Raw genomic sequence first — 21456 nt, 5'->3', positions numbered from 1 at the left:
TATTTTAGTCTGGTGTCTCGTCTACAGATACAGGATTACCAATGGTATAAAAGTGCCCGCCAGCAACATGATGTAGGCTTTTCCATTCATCTTCTACTTCATGATAATACCAATGTCCGTTACGGAAGACGCGGTCGTCTGCATAGGCAGCAATGACTTCGCCAATAAACAGATCGTGCGCTTGTTGATTGTGCGGCTCAGGAATAAGTTTGCACAGTAGCCAAGCAGCACAACCTTCAACCACAGGAATATCTGAGGTATTAAATTGAAACAATTCCACGCCACATTGGCGTAATTTTTCTGGCGCATCACGTTGGCTCATCATACCAAGTGCATAGACCAGTTTGAGTTGTTTCAGTGTCGGTACTTGTAAGGCGAAATAGCCTGAATTCTCAATAATCTCACGTGTTTTAGTTGATTTATCCATTACTACCGTCACTTTTGCTGGGCTGAACTCTAAGGCGCATGCCCATGCTGCAGTCATCACACCAGTATGGGTTTGATCCTGAGCAGAGACGAGCACAGTCGGCCCATGATTTAAAAGTCGGTATGATTTTTCTAAAGGAACAGGGTGAATATGCGTTTTCAAAATTGTACCTATATTTAAGTTCATCTAAAACTTAGATGTTTTATTAAAAAGTGTTGCTACATAGCATATAACGCATGAAATATTTTCAAAAGCCTTTAATATAAATCACTAAATCAGGAGTTCTATCAATGAAAATGTATCAAGTGGACGCATTTACCCAAGTGTTATTTAAAGGCAACCCAGCGGCGGTTTTGGTGTTGGATGAATGGTTAGATGAACACTTGATGCAACAGATTGCTTTGGAAAATAATCTGTCTGAAACTGCATTTGTGAAAAAAATTGACAGCAGTAATTATGAAATTCGTTGGTTTACACCGACCACTGAAGTGGACTTTTGTGGACATGCGACATTGGCCAGCAGTTATGTGCTTTTTGAGTTTTATACTGCAGAAAAAAATATCCAATTTCATGTCAAAAATCTCGGTATTTTTAGCGTAAATAAAGCTGAAGATGGAAAAATTCTGATGAATTTCCCTGTGCGTCGGGCACAGGTCGTGAGCGAATATCCTGAAGAGCTACGTCTAGGGTTGAGTCAACCTTTTAAGCAGGTTTATCAGAATGCGCAGGCGTATATCGTGGAATACGAAACGGCTCAACAAGTTTTGGACGAACAACCGAATTTTGAAATTTTAAAACGTCTTGGCAAAATCCGCACCGCCATCACAGCGCCGGGTACGATCACTGATGTTGCAATCACTGCGGCAGCCCAGCAATATGACTGTATTTCACGCAATTTTGCACCGGGTAATGGCATCAATGAAGATCCTGTTACGGGTTCTATTCATACCGGAATCGTGCCAATTTGGGCAGAACGTCTACAAAGAGGTCAGATCTTAGCGTATCAAGCATCAAGCCGTGGTGGTGAGTTACATTGTCAAATGCTCGAAAATGACCGTATAGAAATCTCAGGCTATGCGTGTTTATATATGCAGTCGGACATTTATATCTGAACATAAATCAAATACATGCTGTCTCATTCTGCAGCATGTATATAATAAAAAGTAACTATTAATCCAGAAAAGCTCAGCATAAAATCAAAACCAATCTGATCGACAGCACTACGCTGATCGATGCTAAATATAAAGGACACTTGAATTACATGCGTATTAAACATTTAACGCTTTCACTTTTTTTTGCAGGTTTAAGTACAAGCCTCTTTGCTCAACCTGTATTGGTTAAAACTGAACAAGCCATTGAAGAATATAAATTAGATAACGGTTTTCGTGTGGTTTTGGCGCAAAACGATAAAGAAAGCAAAGTGTTTATGAATACGGTGTATTTCACGGGTTCATTAAATGACCCTGCGGGCAAAGGTGGTTTGGCACATTTGCTCGAACATTTGGCCTTTAAAGGCACTGAAAATATCAAAGGTGATGAATTTCAGCGTCGCTTAGACCAATTCACGCTGATGACCAATGCTAGTACGGATTATTATTCAACGAAATACACCAATGTGATTCGTCCTGATCAAAGTTCGATTGACCAAGTTTTGCATTTGGAAGCAGAACGGATGGATAAATTAGTACTTCAGGAAAAATTTGTACCAACAGAAATTGATATCGTTAAGCGTGAACGTGAAATTCGTTTAGATCAGCCATTTTCAGTGTTAATCGACCAAGTTTTAAAAGAAGCCTATGGCAATCAATCTTTAGGCCGCTTACCGATTGGTGATTTGAAAGAACTTCAATCGATCAATATGAACGAATTAAACCAGTTCTATCGCCGTTGGTATGCGCCAAATAATGCAGTGATGGTGATTTCTGGTAAGTTTGATAAAGCGGCTGTATTAAAACAAATTGATCAACAATTTAGCCCAATTGCCGCACGTCAAATTCCTGAACAGGCCAAAGTCCCTAAATTAGATGGAACGAAATTAAAGCAACGTGAATTTACTGTTCATAAGGGTAGTGACTTTGGCAAATTTAATATTTATTTAAATGGTGCAGTCGAACCGATTAAAACTGCTTTGGCGGTATCTCCAACTTTGTATACCTTACAGCCAAGTGGGCATTTGTATCAAAGCATGGTGGAAACAGGGACAGCAACCGTAGTTCAATCGACCACATGGTTAGATAAAGATTTTAATTTGGTGTTTATGGGGGCGATATATGGCCCAAGTCATGATGCAAACAAAGTGGCAACTAGTCTTGCACAAGGTGTGGAGCAGAACAAAGCCTTTAATGACGTCGAGCTAAACCGTGTTAAAAGCCTGACTCGAAATATGGCTGACAATGTCAAAAATAGCGCAACAGCACTTGGCGAGCGTCTTAGTTCTTATACTGTGGCTTATAACGGGGACTGGTCTCAATATTTCCGAGACTTAGATAAAGTACAAAAGCTAAATGTAAGCGACGTGAATCAGGTGTATAAGGACTTTCTAAAGCCCGAATACCGTGTCACAGGAAATATTCTACCGACACCTGAAGACCAGAAGAAAGCACAGCAACAGGCTGCGTCAAAACCTGCTGAAACTTTAGATCAGCAAGCGCCTGCAGAAGAGCCATTGAAAGATGCGAGTGTTTATCGTGCTGAAGTGAAGCAATATGTTGCAGAGTCTAAGCAATATTTAAATCAGAAAGAAAAGCAGATTCAGCGCGCTAAATTTAAAAACGGCATTCAGTATGCGTTGTTTCCAACTAAAACCCGTGATGACAAGACCTATGCCACGATAGCATTGGATTTTGGTACAGCACAAAGCTTAATGAACAAAGGGGAGTTGCTAGATTTGACAGCTTACCTTATGTTCCGTGCATCTAAAGATCAAAGCTTGCAGCAAATTGCCGATAAAATTATTGATGTCGGTGGTGGTGCAGCGGTCAGTGCAAATGATAATGGCCTCATGATTCAAGTGGTTGCTCGTAAAGAAAAATTTGCTGAATTTTTGCAATATGTCATTGATGTTATTAAAGCGCCAGCATTTGAACAATCACAATTTGATTTAATCAAAGCGCAAAGTTTATCGAGTTTAGATCGACCTTATACAGAGCCGGATACCGTTGCTGCAATGACGCTGTCGCGTATTGTCGAGATCTATCAGCCGGGGGATATTCGTTATCACTTCGAACCTGAACTTGCGAAAAAACAAATTGAATCGGCTACACGTGATCAAGTGCAGCAGTTACATCAGAAATTCTTTAAAACACATCACGCACAAATTGCGGTAACAGGTGATTTTGATACTAAGCAAATAGAAAAAATTCTGAAAAAAGAATTTGCAGATTGGAAAACCAGCGAGCCATATCAACGCTTAGAGTCTACATTTACAGCGTATCCTGCACAGAAAGTGCATGCATTGTCTGAACAGCGTGAGTTTGGTAGTTACCAAGCCATTATGACTCTACCTGTAGGTGTAGAGCATACCGATTCTCCTGCGTTACAAGTATTACGCCACATACTCGGTGATTCACAGTTGTCTTCACGTTTAGCTCAAGAGTTACGTGAAAAGAATGCACTGGTTTATGGTTTTAGTGCAGACATTAATTTTGATGAATGGGTGAATTCAGGTGTACTGAGTATTGATGCAAACTACACTGCGGGTAAATCAGCACAAGTTTCTCAGTCTGTTCATAAAGTGTTGCAAAACTTATTGAAAAATGGCGTGACGGAACAGGAAGTAGAAGCAGCCAAAGCCAGTATTTTGAAAAAGCGTTTAACTGCACTTGAAGATGACCGTCGCATTCATAGTATGTTGATTCCACAGTTAGAAAAAGGTCGTGATTTAAACTATCGTGAAAAGCGTGATCAACGCATTGCTAGTTTGACCAAAGCGGATGTTAATGCTGTCATCAAAAAATATATTCAACCTGAGCATTTGGTTGAGGTGATGGCTGACCAATATGGTCAAGCTGTAAAATCTACTCAAATATAAACTTAATAAAAAAATCCTCCATCTGGAGGATTTTTTTTGAGCTACATTGTATGACTTGATTGCAAGATTATCTTAACGAACTTATAGGCGGTAGAACTGACGGGCATTTTGTTGGAAGACTAAAGTCAATGCATCAGGATCATAACTCGCGACCGCATCTGAAAAGGCGTCAATAATATTCACCAAGGATGCACTCACACTATCCATCGGGAAGTTAGAGCCAAACATCACACGGTATTTCCCAAAGCATTGTAGAGCATGAGAAATAAGCGGAAAGGCGCAATCGAAAATCTCTTGTTTAGATGCAAGGCGTTGTTCTTTATGAAATTGATGACCCAGCACAGGCATGAATAATCCAGACATTTTGGTATAAACATTTGGGCAACTTGCCAGTTCAGCTAAATCATCTTTCCAACGAAACAAGATATTGTCACGTGAAGTTTGGGTTAAGCCTGTATGTGAGCCGACAGGTCCAAAGGCACCGACAGGTGTCCCAAAATGGTCCAGCACGATAGATGTTTCAGGGAAAGCACGTGCTAAAGCGGTTAAATCACGAATTTGGTCTGAATAAACCCATGCATCAAAACTTAAATTCATTTGAGCAAGGGCTTCAAAACCTTTCATAAATTTTTTATTGGTATAGAGATGGGGTTCATTGGTCCATGCATGAACTTTTGGGTCTTCATGTACAGCTGCCATTTTTCGTATGCCACGAAAATGTGGGGAGGCTTGTTTATGCATTTTAAGAATTTTCTTAAAACTACTGTCACATGGGTCTGCAGTGCCGACTATGGCGCCAAGTTTAATTTTTTGAGCGTTAAAGTCTAAAGATTCAATAAACTTGGTTTCACCAACCACCCCTTTGCCTTTATGGTCATGCCAGCTTGCTTCTACATGTACGATTTGATCAACCAAATAATGTCCTGCATCTTGCTTATAATTTTTAGGCAAATACGGTGTCGTCACATGTTTGGTTAAGCCAACCGTGTCAATTAATTCTTGCGGCTTAACCAAGCGCATCATTTTGTCGAGCAAGTAGGGATGTTTACCCAATAATTTCACGGCAAGTGAAGCGGCATGTGGGGTATTGTATGGATCCCATTGATGTATATGTGAATCCACGATGGCAAAATCGAGCGTCTGCATTGCTATCCTTGTCCTTAAAACCATGTCCATTTCTTGCGTATTTCATTGTATTTTCGAATACGCGAGGCACTGAAAATAGCATGAATGATGAAAATACAACGTTATGACTAAATATTAAATCAAAGCTTTGTGAAAGAGAAGTTGTATAAAAAAAGCCCCGAAGGGCTTTTGATTAATGCTGATGATCGTGGTCGTGATCATGCTTATTTGCATGGAATTCTTCGTTATGACGGAAGCGAAGATAGTTTTCAAACTGTTCGCAATATTCATCATAATTATCTTCAAGCATCATTTGAAATTGTTGAAGAATATAAGACATCACTTGATCTTTGGCATCACGCATTTCTTTGCCATCTTTGAAGCCATTTGCAGCAACCCAAGTATTAAAACGAGCGGTACCAAATAACATGGCAGCGCTCACTTGACCGCGCATTTCTGCCGGTTTGACTTGAGAACCCTTTTCAACACGACAAAATTCATTGGCTTGTTTAATAAATTCATCCGCACGTTCAAAGAAAGCTGCATTCAACGCTTCTTCTTCGGTTACATCAGTAGCTTCAATCTTTTGAACCATGAATGTGTCCTAGCATAAAAATCTAATGCAGTATTATAGGCAAAGCCTTGCAGAAACTAAACCTTTGACTTAATCTAAAAAAATAGCCTAAGTAAAGTGAAATACCCCATGCAAGATGCAATCGCAGTGCAAAGTCTGAAAAGTGATATTGCATTACTTCGACAAAATGTTTGGCCGCCCTCAACCTTAGCCAATGTAGAAGGGCTGCCCATTTATTATGGTACACAATCTGAAGTAGCCGAATATTATGCGCAGTGGACTGGCTTAATTGAACGTGCTCAGGACTTATTTCAGCCCTTTATGGAAGATGAAGTCCTCGATGCAGTCCATTTGCCGAGTCATTTGAATCTGCCGCTTTTTTATTTTCACGTGGATCGTATTCGAATCAACAAAACACGTGCGAAAGAATCTAAAACCTTTCGGGGTATTGCCAGCTTAGTTGAAAAATGTGGGCAGTTTGAAGCTGATCAAATTCAAGCGATGCGACTATGGCTGGACAGCGATGACACGGCAGCTTTGGTCGCACACCGTGAATTTATCGACCTCAGAACCTATGTATTTCAACATGGGCAAAGTGATTACACCCGTACCCGTTTTTATGTGAATGGCATTGTACTCAGTGTCGAAAACGACTTTAAATTGGTGGATGCCCGTGACAAACCACGTAAAGCCCGTAGTGATAGCTATAGCGACCCTTTAGCCGATAACAATACGTGGAAAATCTTTGGGAAATATCGTTAATCAAATGTATTGACGATATCACTTAGAGCGTGGACTTAGTTCGCTGTACAAGGAAGCTTCGGGTTATTTAATCCACGCCCTAAAGTGAATATAGCCACTATGGCGAAGGCGACAAAGATCATCACCGAATACAATAAGGTATTGGCATTAAAATGATCGACAATATAGCCGCCAAATAGAGAGCCACACGCAATCATGAGTTGGAAAATACCAATAAACAGCGGCATGCCTTTTTCAACAGCTTCAGGGGCATGTACAAACATCCAGATATTGGCCGTTGTAGGAAATGCACCAAAGGCGAAACCCCATAATGCGGTTAAAAGATATGCACCGAATAAGTGAACTGCAAAGTGTGGAAAGCTAAAAAATACCACGATAAAACTGAAGGCGACAAAAACAAGGGTATAGCGGACATTGATGTTACTGCTATAACCCGCAAATAAATTACCAAAGAAACCTGCGATGCCGTAGATCAATAATAATGAACTGATGGTGGTCGCATCAAAGCCTGCATGATTTTTAAAAAATGGGGCGAGATAGCTATAAGAAGAAAAATGAGCAAAACCAATTAATAAAATAATAATCAGTCCTTTACGTGCTTTATCATGTTGAATCAGTGCAGGTAAATCACTAAATCGAATAGCCGAAGTGGGTGGAAGTTTTGGGAGAAATTTGATTTCTAAAACTAAAATGACGATGCCAATCGCTGCAATGATTTGAAACGCACTACGCCAACCTAACCAGTCACTCAACCATGTACCTAATGGAACACCTAAAACCGTCGCTAAGGTAACTCCTGCCATGACGATCGCAGTGGCTTTGGCAATGGCGAGATGACTGGGTGCGACACGTCCGCTTAAGGCTATGGCTGTTGCCCAGAATCCACCGATAGCAATACCCAGTAGAAAACGGCTAAACAACAACAGCGCAAAGCTTTCTGCGAAGCCAGTTATAAAATTAGAAATGACCATAATCACGGTTAAAGCAATCAGTAAGATACGACGGTCAAGTTGCTTCACTGCAACAGAAAGCAGCGGCGCTGCGACCGCACCCATAATGCCAGGGAGGGTAATCACCCAACCTGCGGTACCTACACTAATCTTTAAATCCTGAGCGATGGCATTTAAGACGCCAATGGGTAAAAACTCACTGGTGACAAGGGCGAAAGCTGTAATGGCAACTGTGAGGATTGCAAACCAATTCCCTTGATTGGGGGGAGATTCATCAGGCTGCTGCGTTAACTGTTCATCTGGTTTTAAAGCTGTAGCATGCGGATTCATAGCGTTACACCTTAATTATTTAATTTAATAGTGACTGTTATAAAAATAAATTATTTGATTAAATTGTGAGCGTCAATTATTTTATTAGTGAACGTTATAAAATATAAATATTAGCTTATGATGAATGATTCAAAGCAAGAAAATCAGCACGCTAATCCAGCCGATTCGGTCAAGAAGCGTGGACGACCTAAATGTTTTAATGAACAGCAAGCCTTGGAAAAGGCGATGATATTGTTTTGGCAATTTGGCTATGAAGGAACGTCCATCAGTGATTTAACTCAAGCTTTGAATATCACCGCACCTAGCCTATATGGCACATTTGGCGACAAAACGGCGCTTTTTGAAAAATGTATTGAATACTACAGTGAACACGAAGTTCAGCCTGCAGAAAAAATTCTACAAGCAGGTCAAACGGCTAAAATTGCGATGGAATTGTACCTATATGACAGTATTCAGCATTTGGTACAAGCCAATAAACCTAAAGGTTGTATGGTGGTGGTGGCAACAATGAATTGTTCACAGCAAAACCAAACCGTACAAGAACAGCTCAAACAACGTCGTGCCTATACCAAAACAAAAATTATGGATCGGCTCGCTATAGGCGTGCAAAATTCGGAAATTGAAAGTTTGGCTCATGCAGAGCAATTGACTGATTTTTATATGACCTTATTGCAAGGGATGACCATACAAGCACGTGATGGTATGGCCTTGACGCAATTACAGCGTATGGTGAGTAATGCGATGAAATCATGGGGATTATTAGCACAAGGTCAAATCAGTATGGATTATGAATTAAACCCCCAATAGCAGCGTAGCCTTAAGGCAATTTTCTTAGTTTTTTTGAATGACTAATATGCAAATACTATGCTGAAGTTTATTTGCAGGGGTGAATTTTGATGTCGCCTAATTCCATCACACTGATATAACCATCAACCGCAATTAAATTATCACTTTGACTCGATAGAGTTAGACATTCTCCAGACTTGACGCTGGATAGTAGCTGACCTTGCTGCGGATTCAAGTTCATACTATAAATACTCAGTGTGCCAGCATCGGTTTTGATTTGGTAAGACTCATCACCATAGTCCTCATTATTATTGCGCAGGACTTTAAAGGTTCGTCGTGTCTGATCAAAGTTTTGAGTTGGAGAAAGCGGCTTTTCTACTTGTAAGGATGCCGTGCGCCTTAATTCGGTGCTTTGCACAGGCTTATGTTGTTCACTACAAGCACTTAGTAATGGGAAAAGGATAAATATAAGTGAAAATGAAAATAGGGGATGAATTATAGGTATGTGACTATTCAACATAAAACCACCCTGAATCTAATTTTTCAGATAGCTTATTTTAAAAGTTTTTACTCAAAAAACAAAAATAATAGCTTCTCAAAATATTTCAATGTAACTGAGTCAAACTAAAGAAATGATGAATTGAAATTAACCGACTTTGAATCTGAATGTTCAACAAATGAATATCTATATGACAATGTGGGATGCAAATAAAAAGGGAGACTCATTCAATCTCCCTTAGGTTTTATTTAATGAGTTTTCGGCTGACAAGGAATTGCTCTGTCGCTTCTAAAAGTTTATCTGCATAAACCTCTTGCTTTGCAGTCAACCAACCGAGAACAAACCAATCGCTAGCTTCCAGCTCTGTTTGCTGAATATACTGTGCAGAAGAGGAAAGGACTTGGTATTCCTGTGCCGCAACTTGTGCATCATTGAGTGCTTTACTGTATTTCTGCAAATTTTTTACATCGTAAATCGACGTCAAAACTGGGAAGCTAAATTTAAGCTCTTGTATGCGTTGAGAAAGCACGTCTAAGCTTTCAAAATTGTTAATGTCGGCATCATTTAAAGCCTCTTGGAGGGCTTTATATTGGTTTTGCAGGGTTGTTTGAGCATACCATTTAAAATCGTGTTGCTGCGGTGCATCCTCCACTTTCAAACTAAACATTAAAAGCTCAAGATAATGATGCACATTTTGAGTCGATTTAACTAAATTGCCTAACTTCTCTTTGGCATACAAAATATCTTTGGTTAAATTTTCTGAAGTCGTTGGGTTTTGTAAAAAGCCTCCCAAAGTATTTTGCATGTGCTCAAAATGATGTAATTGTTCAAACTGCTGTTTAAATGCGCCTAATTGCAATGCCCATTTTTCAACGATATCACTGTTCCAATCTTTAAACAGCGAAATGGTTAATTGTAAATGATGGAGTGCTTTCTGAGCTTGTATAATGTGCTCAGCCTGAGCCACACCTGCAGAAATTGCGGCAATATTAGGCAGAAGATGCTGCATTTCCTGTGCAATTAAAAGTCGTAAGTTTTTTGCGGCAGTGTCTTTTTTACTGAGTTGAAATTCTTTAGCCTCAACTGCTGGACTCACAGTTTGATTCAATGCCAGCAAGTTACCGATTTCCGCTTTACTGCGAACGTCTAACCACAAATGGTACTTTTTAACCCATTCAAAACTAAAGGCAAGGAGTGATTGAATAGAGCCAGTTTTAAGCTCAAATTCTACTTCGTGAACCTCTGTTTCTGTATTGTTGCTACGGATACAGCCGATATCTAAGCTAACTTCGATCTTGGCATCTTCAAACTCTATGACACGATAAGTTCTCAGAATGTCAGTTTCAAACTGAAGTTGTAGCGAATCTTGCTGATCACCTAAAGTGGTTTTTAAAACTAACTGAACTTCAGCTTCATTGGCATAGACCGATAAATCTAGGGCAGGGGCTTGTTCATGCTCGCCCAAATCTAAGTTATGTTCAAACCGTTCAATGTGACTTTTACCTGCAGCTTTCAAGGTTTGAATCCAGCGCGTTCCTTCTAAACGTTGACGCAAAGCTGCATGCTGCTGTGCCATTTTTCGATCTGGGGTATCAAAATATTTAGCTTTAAGTTGAATTTGTTCCGATTTTTTTGGATCGAGTGCCTTTAATAATGCAGTTCGACGTGCTTCTGGAATCTGGAACTTTAATTCAACTTCAACCATGGTTTTCTGTCCTGATGTTACAACTTCATAATCTGGCATGAAGCGATCTCTAAATTTTTATAAAAATGAAAAACTAAATCGTACGTAAATTTTCTATGAGCTAAACGCGTTTCGATTGTAGCGAAAAACAGTTGAGAAGTAAGACTTGACTGATTTGAAAGCGCTGATTTTGCCCAAAGAAAAGTTTTAAAAGATGGATATTCCATCCATTGTATAATTCACAATAGTTCAATTTTCATTGGAACAAAATAAAATTTTACGCCTTTAAAGTGGGTGAGTTTTGAGCTATGTTGATTAAAATAAGTTCAGGATGAGCACAACATGAATTCACAAGTACAACCCGAGTTTAATCGAGATTTAAAGCCCGAATTTCAGTTACCTATTCGTGACTATTCGCAATTTTATCGGTTTTATTTGACTGAACATCGAAATATCATGAGTCGACGTTTACATGCCACCGGCAGCAGTATAGGCCTCTATTTCTTCGCAAAAGCAATTCTAAAAAGACAACCGAAGTATTTTGCTTATGGTCTAGTTTCAGGCTATGCCTGTGCATGGGTCGGACATTTTTTCTTTGAAAAAAATAAGCCAGCTAGTTTCAAGCAACCTTTGTACAGTTTTATTTCCGATTGGCGCATGCTGTCTGATATTGTGAAGGGGAACTTAAGCTTAAAACACCGTAATTTAGATAAGATTGATAGTTAATTGTTTATTAATCAAACGCTTAATTTTTATGGATATGGGTGTGATTTTTTTGAGTAAATGACTTGCAAAATTAGAGTGATTAGTCTAATAATGTTCATATTGTTTATTTAATTCTTATCTAAAACATGAATAGTCTATAAACCCCAGTTTTCCGAGCCTAGAGTGACCTTCTCTAGGCTTTTTTTATGGCCTTAGAAAAGTCTATTGTTTGAAATATATAACAATAAAAACTTTTATAAAATAGGTTAGACTTTTTGATGCTCTGAACGCTCCCCAAAACGCTTCTTACCAAGCACCAAAAAGTCTAATAGGTTACACATTTTTATTTTTATAAAAGTGTTGTGTTTTTATGCGCTGAGTTTTGAGTTCTTCTGGTGCACTATTAAATAATTTGTATCAGTTTTGTTCTATACCTGAAAATAGGTATTTTTTGCCATTTTCTACAGAAAATTTAATTAAACATTTATATAAGTAGTCCTGTGAAAAGGAATATAACTTTCTCAGCAGCAAAGCATTAAAATTTTATGCCCCAAGCAACATTTCACAGACCTAATCGTTATAATATTCAAAAGTTTTAAGTTGTGATTGAACTATGCGTGGTTTATACCTCATTACCAATGATGATCCTATCGAATTGCTTTTAGCCAAGCTTGAAGGCGCGATGGCAACTTATGAAGTTGCTGTTTTGCAATATCGTCGTAAAAAAGTGGCAAAGGAAGATCAGGCTTATGAAATTGAGTACATGAAAAATATGTGTAATCAGTACAAAGTGCCTTTTGTCATTAATGATGATCTCGAAACTGCAGTTCAATATGGTGTGGGTGTCCATTTAGGGCAAGATGACGGTTCAATTGCTGAAGCTGTAGCACGCTTACCTAAAAATGTTTTGATCGGTCGAAGCTGCAATAACTCTTTAGAACTGGCTGAGCAGGCAATTGCAGACGGTGCAAACTATGTGGCTTTTGGTGCCATTTTTGCAACTGAAACTAAGCCTGAAGCAGGCAATATTGGCTTAGAAACGCTAAAACAAGCCAAAGCGAAACTAAATGTACCTATTTGTGCAATTGGTGGTTTAACTGTAGAAAATTCAGCAGAAGTCATTGAAGCAGGTGCTGATCTTTGTGCTGTGATTAGTGATGTATTAGGTCGTTCAATGTCTGCTGTTAGCAGTCGTGTTTATGAATGGTCTGAGCTTTTTGCTGAACAAGCTTAATTTTTTTTAGATTGAATAAGTAGAGAATTTTTATGAGCTTATCTGCTAAGCAAGAACAATTATTTAAACAAGCCAGCAAGCATATTCCTGGCGGCGTAAACTCTCCTGTACGCGCATTTAATGGTGTAGGCGGTACACCGGTATTTATCGAAAAAGCGCAAGGCGCATATCTCTATGACGTAGACGGAAAACGCTATGTCGACTATGTCGGCTCTTGGGGGCCAATGATTTTAGGTCATGCGCAGCCCGACATTATTAAAGCGGTTCAAGAAGCGGCTGTTGATGGTTTGAGTTTTGGTGCGCCAACCGTTCATGAAACGACTTTGGCGGATATTATTTGCGAAATTATGCCGTCTATTGAATTGGTTCGTATGACCAACTCAGGGACTGAAGCGACTATGACCGCCATCCGTCTTGCTCGTGGCTACACCGGCCGTGACAAGATTGTAAAATTCGAAGGCTGCTACCATGGCCATTCAGATTCGCTTTTAGTGAAAGCAGGTTCTGGCTTATTGACCAAGGGTGAAGGTGAAGCGACTTCTGCAGGTGTTCCGGCTGATTTTGCAAAACACACTTTAACACTGCCGTATAACGATATTGCGATGCTGAAAGAATGCTTTGCAAAATTCGGTTCAGAAATTGCAGGTGTGATTGTAGAACCTGTAGCAGGCAACATGAACTTGGTGAAACCGATTGATGGTTTCTTGCAAACAATTCGCGATGTATGCGATGAGCATGGTTCGGTCTTTATCATTGATGAAGTAATGACAGGTTTCCGTGTCGGTCTTGGCGGTGCGCAAGCGCATTATGGCGTTACGCCTGACTTGACCACATTAGGCAAGATCATTGGTGCAGGCCTGCCAGTTGGTGCATTTGGCGGTAAACGCGAAGTGATGGAATGCATCGCACCACTGGGCAAGGTGTATCAAGCAGGTACATTGTCTGGTAACCCATTGGCTATGCGTGCCGGTATTGAGATGTTTAAACATCTGCGTAAGCCGGGCTTCTATGAAACTTTGACTGAAAAATTGGCAGGTTTGCTTGCTGGTTTACAAGCTGCTGCAGACGAAGCGGGCATTCCGTTCTTTACTCAGCAAGTGGGCGGTATGTTTGGTATTTACTTTACAGATCAAACTGAAATCACTGGTTTTGATTCAATTTTGAAATGTGATGTAGATGCGTTTCGCACTTTCTTCCATGGCATGCTGACACGTGGTGTTAACCTTGCACCGTCTGCATTTGAAGCCGGTTTCTTCTCAAGCGCACATAGCGATGAAGATATTGCATTTACCATTGAAATGGCGAAAGAAGTTTTTGCTGAAATGAAGTAATTTTCATTTAAATTGGTAATTTCTGCTTTAGAATAAAGCCCGCAGCCTGCTGTGGGCTTTTTTTGTTGTTTTAAGTTCAGTTTTTTAAGAAAAGGATTTTTAAATGAAAACCAAGCATTATTTAACTTTGGCAGATGCAGAATTTTTACTAAACACAGCACATACTTATGCAGTAGAAAATGGTTTTTATGTCAGCATTGCGGTTACGGATGAGACAGGTAATTTGTTGGCAATGAAACGTATGGATGGCGCATCGCCAATGACAGCAAATCTATGCTTAGAAAAAGCCAAATGTTCAGCCATCAGTAAGCGCCCATCTAAATTATTTGAAGACTTGATAAAAGGCGGGCAGATGGGTTTCTTAACCATGCAGACGTTTAATGGTATGTTGGAAGGCGGTGAGCCGATTTTGTACGAAGGGCAGTTGGTGGGTGCGATGGGCGTGTCTGGCGTAAAGTCTTTTCAGGATGCAGAAATTGCACAGCAGGCGATTGAGAAGTTTTTGGCGCAAGTATAAAACTTACTTAGAGATTTTTAAGTTTAGCTATATTGAAAATTCATAGTTTCATAGCCAATGATGCGTCGAACATGAATAATCACAAAAAAACCGTTCCAGTGCACTGTTTATTGGAGTGGATTTAGTTAAGTTGTTGATACTTATATTAAAATTTTAAGAGTTTCGTATAACGTTTATTATGTTAATTGTAAAAATAATTAAAAGTTTAGGAATACTAGTAGAATGCAGCTAATAGAAATAGAACCTTATTTTTGGGAACTATATGAGGATAGCGAAAATATATATCTCAATGTTTTTATAAATATAAGTGCAATTTCTTGGGAGAAAACTATCTGCCTAGATGAACAAGCGATTCAGCAGTATCAGACTCAAGGAAAAAGTTTTATTGATGGCTTGGCAAAAAGAATTGAAAGTAGCCAATTTGGAACAGATTATGAAAGATTTTACTCATATCTAGATGCCTCTAAAGAAAAGAAAGAGGAAATGCTTCAAGCATTTAAAGAATATAAGGCTTAGCAAAATTAAATCCATTTAATATAATGAAGATTGTACGAAATGTTTATGTTTACATAGGTAAATAGCAAAGAACTTATTACTTTTGTGTATCTACGCTAGCATAAATTTAATTTATTAATAATTAGTTGACTCATCTCCCATGCTGTACCCAATGCCCAAAAAAATCCAATTTGCACCATCTCAAGCGAAATGGCAGCTGTCATCAACACAGTCGGTATTGGTGCTGGATGGTTTACAAAATCTACGCATGCAGCAGGGCATACAAGATACGCAGTTGATGGAAAATTTGATCCAACTGACCAATAAAGCCAAAGCTTTAGAGATTCCCATTGTCGATTTATATGGGGATGATTTACTTCAAGGCATGCAGCAGCTCGGGGAATATGCAACCATACACCCTCAGCTCATCTTTGCAGGGCAAATCACGCCTATGCTGAAACAGATCTTGCCGCATCTATACAGCGTAACAGAGCAAATCTGTATTGTTGATGACGCAATTGTGCTGAATAATCAGGAACAGCATATTCAGTGGGTGGACTCCATGTCAGGCCAAGGGATTCATCATATGAGTAGTTATAATTTGATGCGGCTTTGGAATCTGTCAGCGCCAACGGAATTCGTTTTGTCAGCCAAAGGCATATTATTGGCTATCGCAGAGCAGTTAGATATGGATGCATTGGAAATAGATCCCTTAATCGATTTACGTAGTTATGGACTCGATTCCGTTGCCATGGTCAGCTTAATTGGGTTGTGGCGTGCCAATGGTGCAAACATTCGTTATGAAGACTTTTTAGTTGATGCGAGTTTAAAAGCATTGTTAGAAAAATTGCTCAGTACAGACTAAACAAAGCCAATTGGAATTATTTTTGTTCTAAATCGGAAAATACGTCGGGAAATATGCCTTTGTGCATTGTAATTGTTGGCTAAGCTTTTTATTATTGCCGCCTTGTTTTTCGAGATCAGAACTGGATTGAACTTTGAGTAATTTTCTAACCGAACACCTGATACATCGTGACACTGACTTTATGGTGATCCATAAACCAGCAGGTTTACTCACAGTTCCGGGAAAAACAGCAGATTTACAAGACTGTGTTATCAATCGATTATTACAAATTGAGCCGAATACTTTGCTCATCCATCGTTTGGATCGTGATACCTCAGGTATTTTGGTTTTTGCATTAACCCGTCAAGGGCAAAATCGAATTTCACGCCAGTTCCAAGAACGTCAAACTTCAAAAACATATCAGGCATTGGTTGCGGGTACGCTCGAAGGTGAAGGTACTGTCGATGTACCGGTCATATATGACCCAGAACATCCGCCACTGCATATTGCCGATCCTGCACACAATAAGCCTGCGCTTACGCATTGGAAAGCCACTGAACATTTTGAGATTCAGGGGCAAGCCGTAACACGTGTAGTTTTAACTCCTATTACCGGTCGATCACATCAGCTTCGCGTTCATATGCAATATTTAGGTCATCCTATTGTTGGAGATACTTTGTATGCAACACTTGAACAACAACAGCTGATGCCGCGCTTATGTTTACATGCTGAGCGTTTGAGCTTTAACCATCCTGAAACAGAGCAAACAGTGGAATTTCACTGTCCTGTACCATTTTAGGAAAATCATTTAAATTCCTAAGAATTCTGCTCACTATTTAGTGGGCTTTATGTCAAAATATATTGCTTTATGGTCTAGATTTTTGCTCAAATAACGTTCACAGTTTGAGCATAATATTTTCAGACCGAACTTGAGAAAAAGGTGGAAAAATTGCAGCAGTTTGCTATTGGTCAACGTTGGTTATCAGATACAGAAACGGAACTGGGTTTAGGTGTTCTTATTGATGTTGATGAGCGATCGGTCAGCATTTTATTCCCGAAAAGTGATGAAACTCGTGTCTATGCCCGTCACAATGCACCTTTATCTCGTATTGTTTTCAATGTAAATGACGAAGTCCAAGATCAAGAAGGTCAAATTTGGATTGTTGAATCTCTTGAAGACCGTGGTGGTGTGGTTCGTTATAACGCGGTACGTAAACTTGCCGATGGCACAGAAGAGCGTAAAGCACTGAATGAAACACGTATTGGTGCAAGTATTCAGTTAGCAAAACCATTAGATCGTTTGCTTGCAAGCCAAGTGGACTATAAAGAATGGTATGACCTGCGTATCGAAGCACTGCTTCTTCAAGCCAATATGAAGTCTAGCCCTCTACGTGGCTTGGTAGGTTCACGTGTGGGTCTCATTCCACACCAACTGTATATTGCGCATGAAGTGGGTAAACGTTTTGCTCCTCGTGTATTACTTGCTGATGAAGTGGGTCTTGGTAAAACCATCGAAGCAGGTCTGATTATTCATCAGCAACTCAAAACGGGTCGTTCAGAACGTATCTTGGTCTTAGTACCTGATTCATTGCAATATCAATGGATGATTGAAATGCGTCGTCGTTTCAATCTTGAGTTCTCATTATTTGATCTGACACGTACAGCATCAATTAAAGAACACGATCCAGATCTCAACCCATTCTTAACAGAACAATGCATCATTGCGAGTGTCGATTTGATGATCGACCATGATGACTTGCGTGAACAAGCCCTTGAAGCTGGGTTTGATTTGCTCGTAGTCGATGAAGCTCATCATTTAATGTGGTCAGAAGAAGAAGGCGGCAATGACCGTTATGACCTTGTTGAAGAACTTGCTGAAAAAACGCCGGGTGTCTTGTTATTAACCGCAACGCCTGAACAATTAGGTGTGGAAAGTCACTTTGCGCGTTTGCGTCTGCTCGATCCACAGCGTTTTAGTTCGCTAGATCGTTTCTTGGATGAAGAAGAGCAGTATCACCAAACAGCTAAAATTGCTGAAGTACTCATGTCTGATCTACCACTCGAAGAAGGGCATTTGGCAGCGATTGAAAGCCTATTAGGTCATCGAATTACTGACGAGCCAGAACAACGCTTCCGTGCCATTCACGAATTATTAGACCGTCATGGTACAGGCCGTATTTTATTCCGTAATACACGTGAAGCGATTCAAGGCTTCCCAGGTCGTGACTGTCAGCCTGCGCCATTACCTGCACCAGAAAACTGGTCTAAAGATGGCAAGCTACGTGAACAAATGTGGCCTGAAGAAGCGCAGATTGATGGCTCGTGGATGGAAACAGACCCACGTGTGATGTGGTTGATGGAACGTCTGCGTACAGACCTGAAACACAAAAAAGTGTTATTGATTGCACGTAGTGGTCCAGTGGTTGAGTCTTTAGAAAATGCACTTCGTTTGCATGCGGGTATTCGCACTGCGATGTTCCATGAAGGCATGAGCTTATTAGAGCGTGACCAAGCAGCAGCTTACTTTGCTGAAGAGTCATACGGTGCGCAAATTTTACTATGTTCAGAAATTGGTTCTGAAGGTCGTAACTTCCAGTTTGCATCTGACCTAGTGTTATTCGACTTACCTGCTAACCCAGACGTACTTGAACAACGTATTGGTCGTTTAGACCGTATTGGTCAAGAAAATCGTATTCAAATTCATGTACCTTATCTGGTTGGTACTGCTCAAGAGCGTATGTTCCGTTGGTATAACGAAGCATTAAATATTTTCTGTAATATCTCGCCGACTGCGCAAACCTTACAAGAAAACTTTATCGTCAATCTGAAAGATTGTTTGTTGGCAGATAAAGGCCAAGAGTTTGAAGATTTGCTCGAAGCGGTGAGTGTACAACGTGAAGCACTTGAAGCTGAACTTCAAGAAGGTCGTGACCGTTTACTTGAGTACAACTCTTGCCGTCCAATTGTAGCGCAAGAAATTGTGACTGCACTTGAAGACTACGACGACAATACAACCTTGCCAATGTTTATGAAGCGCTTCATGGCGTCTACAAACATTGATTTTGATGAGCAAAGTAATGGTACTGTGATCATCAAGCCAACGGATCAAATGCAAGTTCAAGGTCTAACTTTGGACGAAGAAGGCATGACGGCGACGTTCTATCGTGACCAAGCACAGATTCGTGAAGATGCTCAGTATTTAACACTTGAGCATCCATTCACTGAAAGTGTGATGGAAATGATTAATACACAAAGCTTTGGTAGTACCAACGTTGCTGTATTGAAATCAGCAGCTTTACCACAAGGTTCTGTGTTAATGGAAGTGTGGTTTAAAGTCGATGTGGTTGCACCAAAAGCATTGAATTTGCCGTCAAGTTTGCCACAACAGTTGGTTCGTGTATTACTGAGTGAAAAAGGTCAGGATTTATCGCAAAAAATTGCACCTGAAATTTTACGTCCTTATTTACATCATCTTGATGGTAACAGTTGCCGCCAAGTGGTTAAGGCGCGTCGTGATGTCATTGAACAGCGTTATACGCAAGCGCTTGAAATTGCTCGTGGTGCATTACCGGGCTTTAAACAACAAGCCAAAGAAATCTATGGTAGCAAATGGCAATATGAAATTGACCGCTTGACTTATTTGAAGCAGTTCAACCCAAGTATTCGTGAAGATGAAATTGCACGTTTACAAAAACTGCAAAAAGAAGGTTTAACACTGCTTGATGGTCTGGCGGTTACACCAGAAGCGATTCAAATTATGGTAGTGGTTAAGCCATAATTTTAAATTTTCAAAAAAGCACCTTCGGGTGCTTTTTTATGGCTATATTTATAGCTGCAAAATCACTTACTACAGATCTAAGCTAAGTCTAGGTTTTGTATTGTTTATTTTTAATATAAATTGTCGACATCGGCATAAAAAAAGTAACTATTTTTCAGCAATTCTACAGCTTGATTAAAATCTTCATGTTCATCCAACATATAAAATATGCCATCGAGCTTTGTACACTTTGGATGATTTTTTGCTAACTGAATTTGGATCGTACAGCGGTCTGCTTGGCTGCGTGTTACATAATGAACACTAAGTAAATCAAAGTCGATGTCATTACATAGCGGCTGTTTTAAGGCAATGGCACCACAATAATCATGTATTTCAGGTAATAAGCGTAGAACTAAATCAGCCTCTTTGCTTTCCGCCACGATGAGCTCTGGGTCTGCAGTCTTACACAAGGCCAGTATTTCTGTTAATAGGGTTGTTTCATCTAGTGTATGGTCTAACACGATGACTTTTTGTGGTTGGGTTAAATCAAAGTCATTTATTAAAATCATAAAACCTCCTGAAAATAGAATGGTTATGCTTTATTTATCTGCGTTATAAAATGAAATGGTGCTACGTTTGGAATCTAAAATTTATAAAAATAGTTTTGAATAATGTGTTTAGTCTAAGAATGTTCTTAAGTTAATCATGGCGTAGAAAAGCACCATTTTCTGATTCGAAGCTCAGTTAAATACTGAAATTGTAAAATGGGGCGCTTTGCTTCATGGTCATTGCTAGACTCAATATACATGCTTTGATTAGTAAAAGAATCGGCATCGCGACATAAGCTGTCGTGATTGATGTCGATTGAATTATGAAAGTGAAATGATTAAATGTATTTGGACATATAGCGATAACATCATGTTCAAATGATTGATCACGAACTGCCTTAATGTCGTTTTTTGATGATTTAGTTAAGTAAAGTTTTGGCTTGGTTAAATTTATACGTCGATGCTAGCGAGTTGTGGGTAGTTCCGTTAAAATGCTTCAAATTTCAGCAGTTCGTTAGAAGAAAATAAAAATATGAAATCCTTAATTACCTTAGGTAGTAAAACGTCACACGGTGGTGTGGTTTCAGAATGTGAACCTTCATTTGTGATTAATGGTATTGCGGTGCATTTAAACGGCATGAAACATTATTGCCCGAAATGTAATTCGACTGTGGCTGCGATCGCGGCAGATCAAAGTACAACGGTAAAGGGGCGAGGTGTTGTGGTTGCTGGAGATAAAACCACTTGTGGCGCAACATTTTTACCGAATCAATCAATGGTCGGTTCACAAAAATAATCTGCAAACTGACTTTGGGGTCATATAGATAAACTCATTGAGTCCTGTTTAAATCGTATAGA

The 21456-nt window shown here is 39.6% G+C and carries 20 protein-coding genes; 13 read left to right on the top strand and 7 right to left on the bottom strand.

The window, feature by feature from the left end:
- Positions 1-4: 4 nt before the first annotated feature.
- On the bottom strand, positions 5-613 hold the full coding sequence (locus LXF01_RS10205) for a flavin reductase family protein (RefSeq protein ID WP_233944272.1): 609 nt from the start codon (positions 611-613) through the stop codon (positions 5-7).
- A gap of 104 nt (positions 614-717) precedes the next feature.
- Here LXF01_RS10205 and LXF01_RS10200 point away from each other — a divergent pair, with 104 nt between their 5' ends.
- Both LXF01_RS10200 and LXF01_RS10195 read left to right on the top strand, forming a co-directional pair.
- Positions 718-1539: a PhzF family phenazine biosynthesis protein gene (locus LXF01_RS10200; protein ID WP_233944271.1), complete on the top strand. Its 822-nt coding sequence runs from the start codon at positions 718-720 to the stop codon at positions 1537-1539.
- 149 nt (positions 1540-1688) lie between these two features.
- Complete coding sequence (locus LXF01_RS10195) at positions 1689-4457, top strand: M16 family metallopeptidase (RefSeq protein WP_233944270.1); 2769 nt, start codon at positions 1689-1691, stop codon at positions 4455-4457.
- 81 nt (positions 4458-4538) lie between these two features.
- On the opposite strand, the gene LXF01_RS10190 is transcribed toward LXF01_RS10195, so the two are convergent.
- The gene (locus LXF01_RS10190; RefSeq protein ID WP_233944269.1) at positions 4539-5603 is read right to left on the bottom strand and encodes an amidohydrolase family protein; all 1065 of its coding nucleotides are present in this window, start codon (positions 5601-5603) and stop codon (positions 4539-4541) included.
- 172 nt (positions 5604-5775) lie between these two features.
- Complete coding sequence (locus LXF01_RS10185) at positions 5776-6177, bottom strand: DUF3144 domain-containing protein (protein ID WP_078188837.1); 402 nt, start codon at positions 6175-6177, stop codon at positions 5776-5778.
- A 108-nt stretch (positions 6178-6285) separates the two neighbouring features.
- Here LXF01_RS10185 and LXF01_RS10180 point away from each other — a divergent pair, with 108 nt between their 5' ends.
- The gene (locus LXF01_RS10180; protein ID WP_233944268.1) at positions 6286-6918 is read left to right on the top strand and encodes a hypothetical protein; all 633 of its coding nucleotides are present in this window, start codon (positions 6286-6288) and stop codon (positions 6916-6918) included.
- Between the two features lie 35 nt (positions 6919-6953).
- Here LXF01_RS10180 and LXF01_RS10175 read toward each other — a convergent pair whose 3' ends face one another.
- Positions 6954-8198, bottom strand: coding sequence for an MFS transporter (locus tag LXF01_RS10175; protein WP_233944267.1), 1245 nt, complete (start codon positions 8196-8198; stop codon positions 6954-6956).
- A 117-nt stretch (positions 8199-8315) separates the two neighbouring features.
- Here LXF01_RS10175 and LXF01_RS10170 point away from each other — a divergent pair, with 117 nt between their 5' ends.
- Positions 8316-9005 carry a TetR/AcrR family transcriptional regulator gene (locus LXF01_RS10170; protein WP_233944266.1) on the top strand — a complete coding sequence of 230 codons (690 nt, stop codon included), beginning with the start codon at positions 8316-8318 and terminating at the stop codon, positions 9003-9005.
- A 67-nt stretch (positions 9006-9072) separates the two neighbouring features.
- Here LXF01_RS10170 and LXF01_RS10165 read toward each other — a convergent pair whose 3' ends face one another.
- The gene (locus LXF01_RS10165; protein ID WP_180084258.1) at positions 9073-9402 is read right to left on the bottom strand and encodes a hypothetical protein; all 330 of its coding nucleotides are present in this window, start codon (positions 9400-9402) and stop codon (positions 9073-9075) included.
- Between the two features lie 325 nt (positions 9403-9727).
- Entirely contained in the window at positions 9728-11188 is a 1461-nt protein-coding gene (locus tag LXF01_RS10160; protein ID WP_233945458.1) for a CYTH domain-containing protein, read from the bottom strand.
- Between the two features lie 321 nt (positions 11189-11509).
- On the opposite strand from LXF01_RS10160, the gene LXF01_RS10155 reads away from it, so the two are divergent.
- From LXF01_RS10155 to rapA, 8 genes are all read left to right on the top strand, one after another.
- Positions 11510-11893 carry a DUF962 domain-containing protein gene (locus LXF01_RS10155; protein WP_180034739.1) on the top strand — a complete coding sequence of 128 codons (384 nt, stop codon included), beginning with the start codon at positions 11510-11512 and terminating at the stop codon, positions 11891-11893.
- Between the two features lie 592 nt (positions 11894-12485).
- Positions 12486-13106, top strand: a complete 621-nt coding sequence (thiE, locus tag LXF01_RS10150; RefSeq protein ID WP_078188828.1) for a thiamine phosphate synthase — start codon at positions 12486-12488, stop codon at positions 13104-13106.
- A 32-nt stretch (positions 13107-13138) separates the two neighbouring features.
- Positions 13139-14437, top strand: coding sequence for a glutamate-1-semialdehyde 2,1-aminomutase (gene hemL, locus LXF01_RS10145; RefSeq protein ID WP_180155407.1), 1299 nt, complete (start codon positions 13139-13141; stop codon positions 14435-14437).
- Between the two features lie 103 nt (positions 14438-14540).
- The gene (locus LXF01_RS10140; protein WP_180155408.1) at positions 14541-14954 is read left to right on the top strand and encodes a GlcG/HbpS family heme-binding protein; all 414 of its coding nucleotides are present in this window, start codon (positions 14541-14543) and stop codon (positions 14952-14954) included.
- Positions 14955-15176: 222 nt separating this feature from the next.
- Positions 15177-15470, top strand: a complete 294-nt coding sequence (locus LXF01_RS10135) for a hypothetical protein (protein WP_180155410.1) — start codon at positions 15177-15179, stop codon at positions 15468-15470.
- A gap of 139 nt (positions 15471-15609) precedes the next feature.
- A complete protein-coding gene (locus LXF01_RS10130) occupies positions 15610-16314 on the top strand; it encodes a phosphopantetheine-binding protein (RefSeq protein WP_233944265.1) in 705 nt (234 codons plus the stop codon).
- A gap of 133 nt (positions 16315-16447) precedes the next feature.
- Positions 16448-17092, top strand: a complete 645-nt coding sequence (locus LXF01_RS10125) for an RluA family pseudouridine synthase (RefSeq protein WP_180127883.1) — start codon at positions 16448-16450, stop codon at positions 17090-17092.
- 141 nt (positions 17093-17233) lie between these two features.
- On the top strand, positions 17234-20071 hold the full coding sequence (rapA, locus tag LXF01_RS10120; protein WP_180129460.1) for an RNA polymerase-associated protein RapA: 2838 nt from the start codon (positions 17234-17236) through the stop codon (positions 20069-20071).
- Positions 20072-20181: 110 nt separating this feature from the next.
- On the opposite strand, the gene LXF01_RS10115 is transcribed toward rapA, so the two are convergent.
- Positions 20182-20619, bottom strand: coding sequence for a hypothetical protein (locus LXF01_RS10115; protein WP_233944264.1), 438 nt, complete (start codon positions 20617-20619; stop codon positions 20182-20184).
- 511 nt (positions 20620-21130) lie between these two features.
- Between LXF01_RS10115 and LXF01_RS10110 the strand changes: the two genes are divergently transcribed.
- A complete protein-coding gene (locus LXF01_RS10110; protein ID WP_078193592.1) occupies positions 21131-21394 on the top strand; it encodes a PAAR domain-containing protein in 264 nt (87 codons plus the stop codon).
- Positions 21395-21456: the final 62 nt, after the last annotated feature.

Origin of the sequence: Acinetobacter sp. SH20PTE14 (genome assembly GCF_021391555.1) — a bacterium.
GTDB lineage: Bacteria > Pseudomonadota > Gammaproteobacteria > Pseudomonadales > Moraxellaceae > Acinetobacter > Acinetobacter amyesii.
This window is presented reverse-complemented; position numbering and strand designations above follow the sequence as displayed.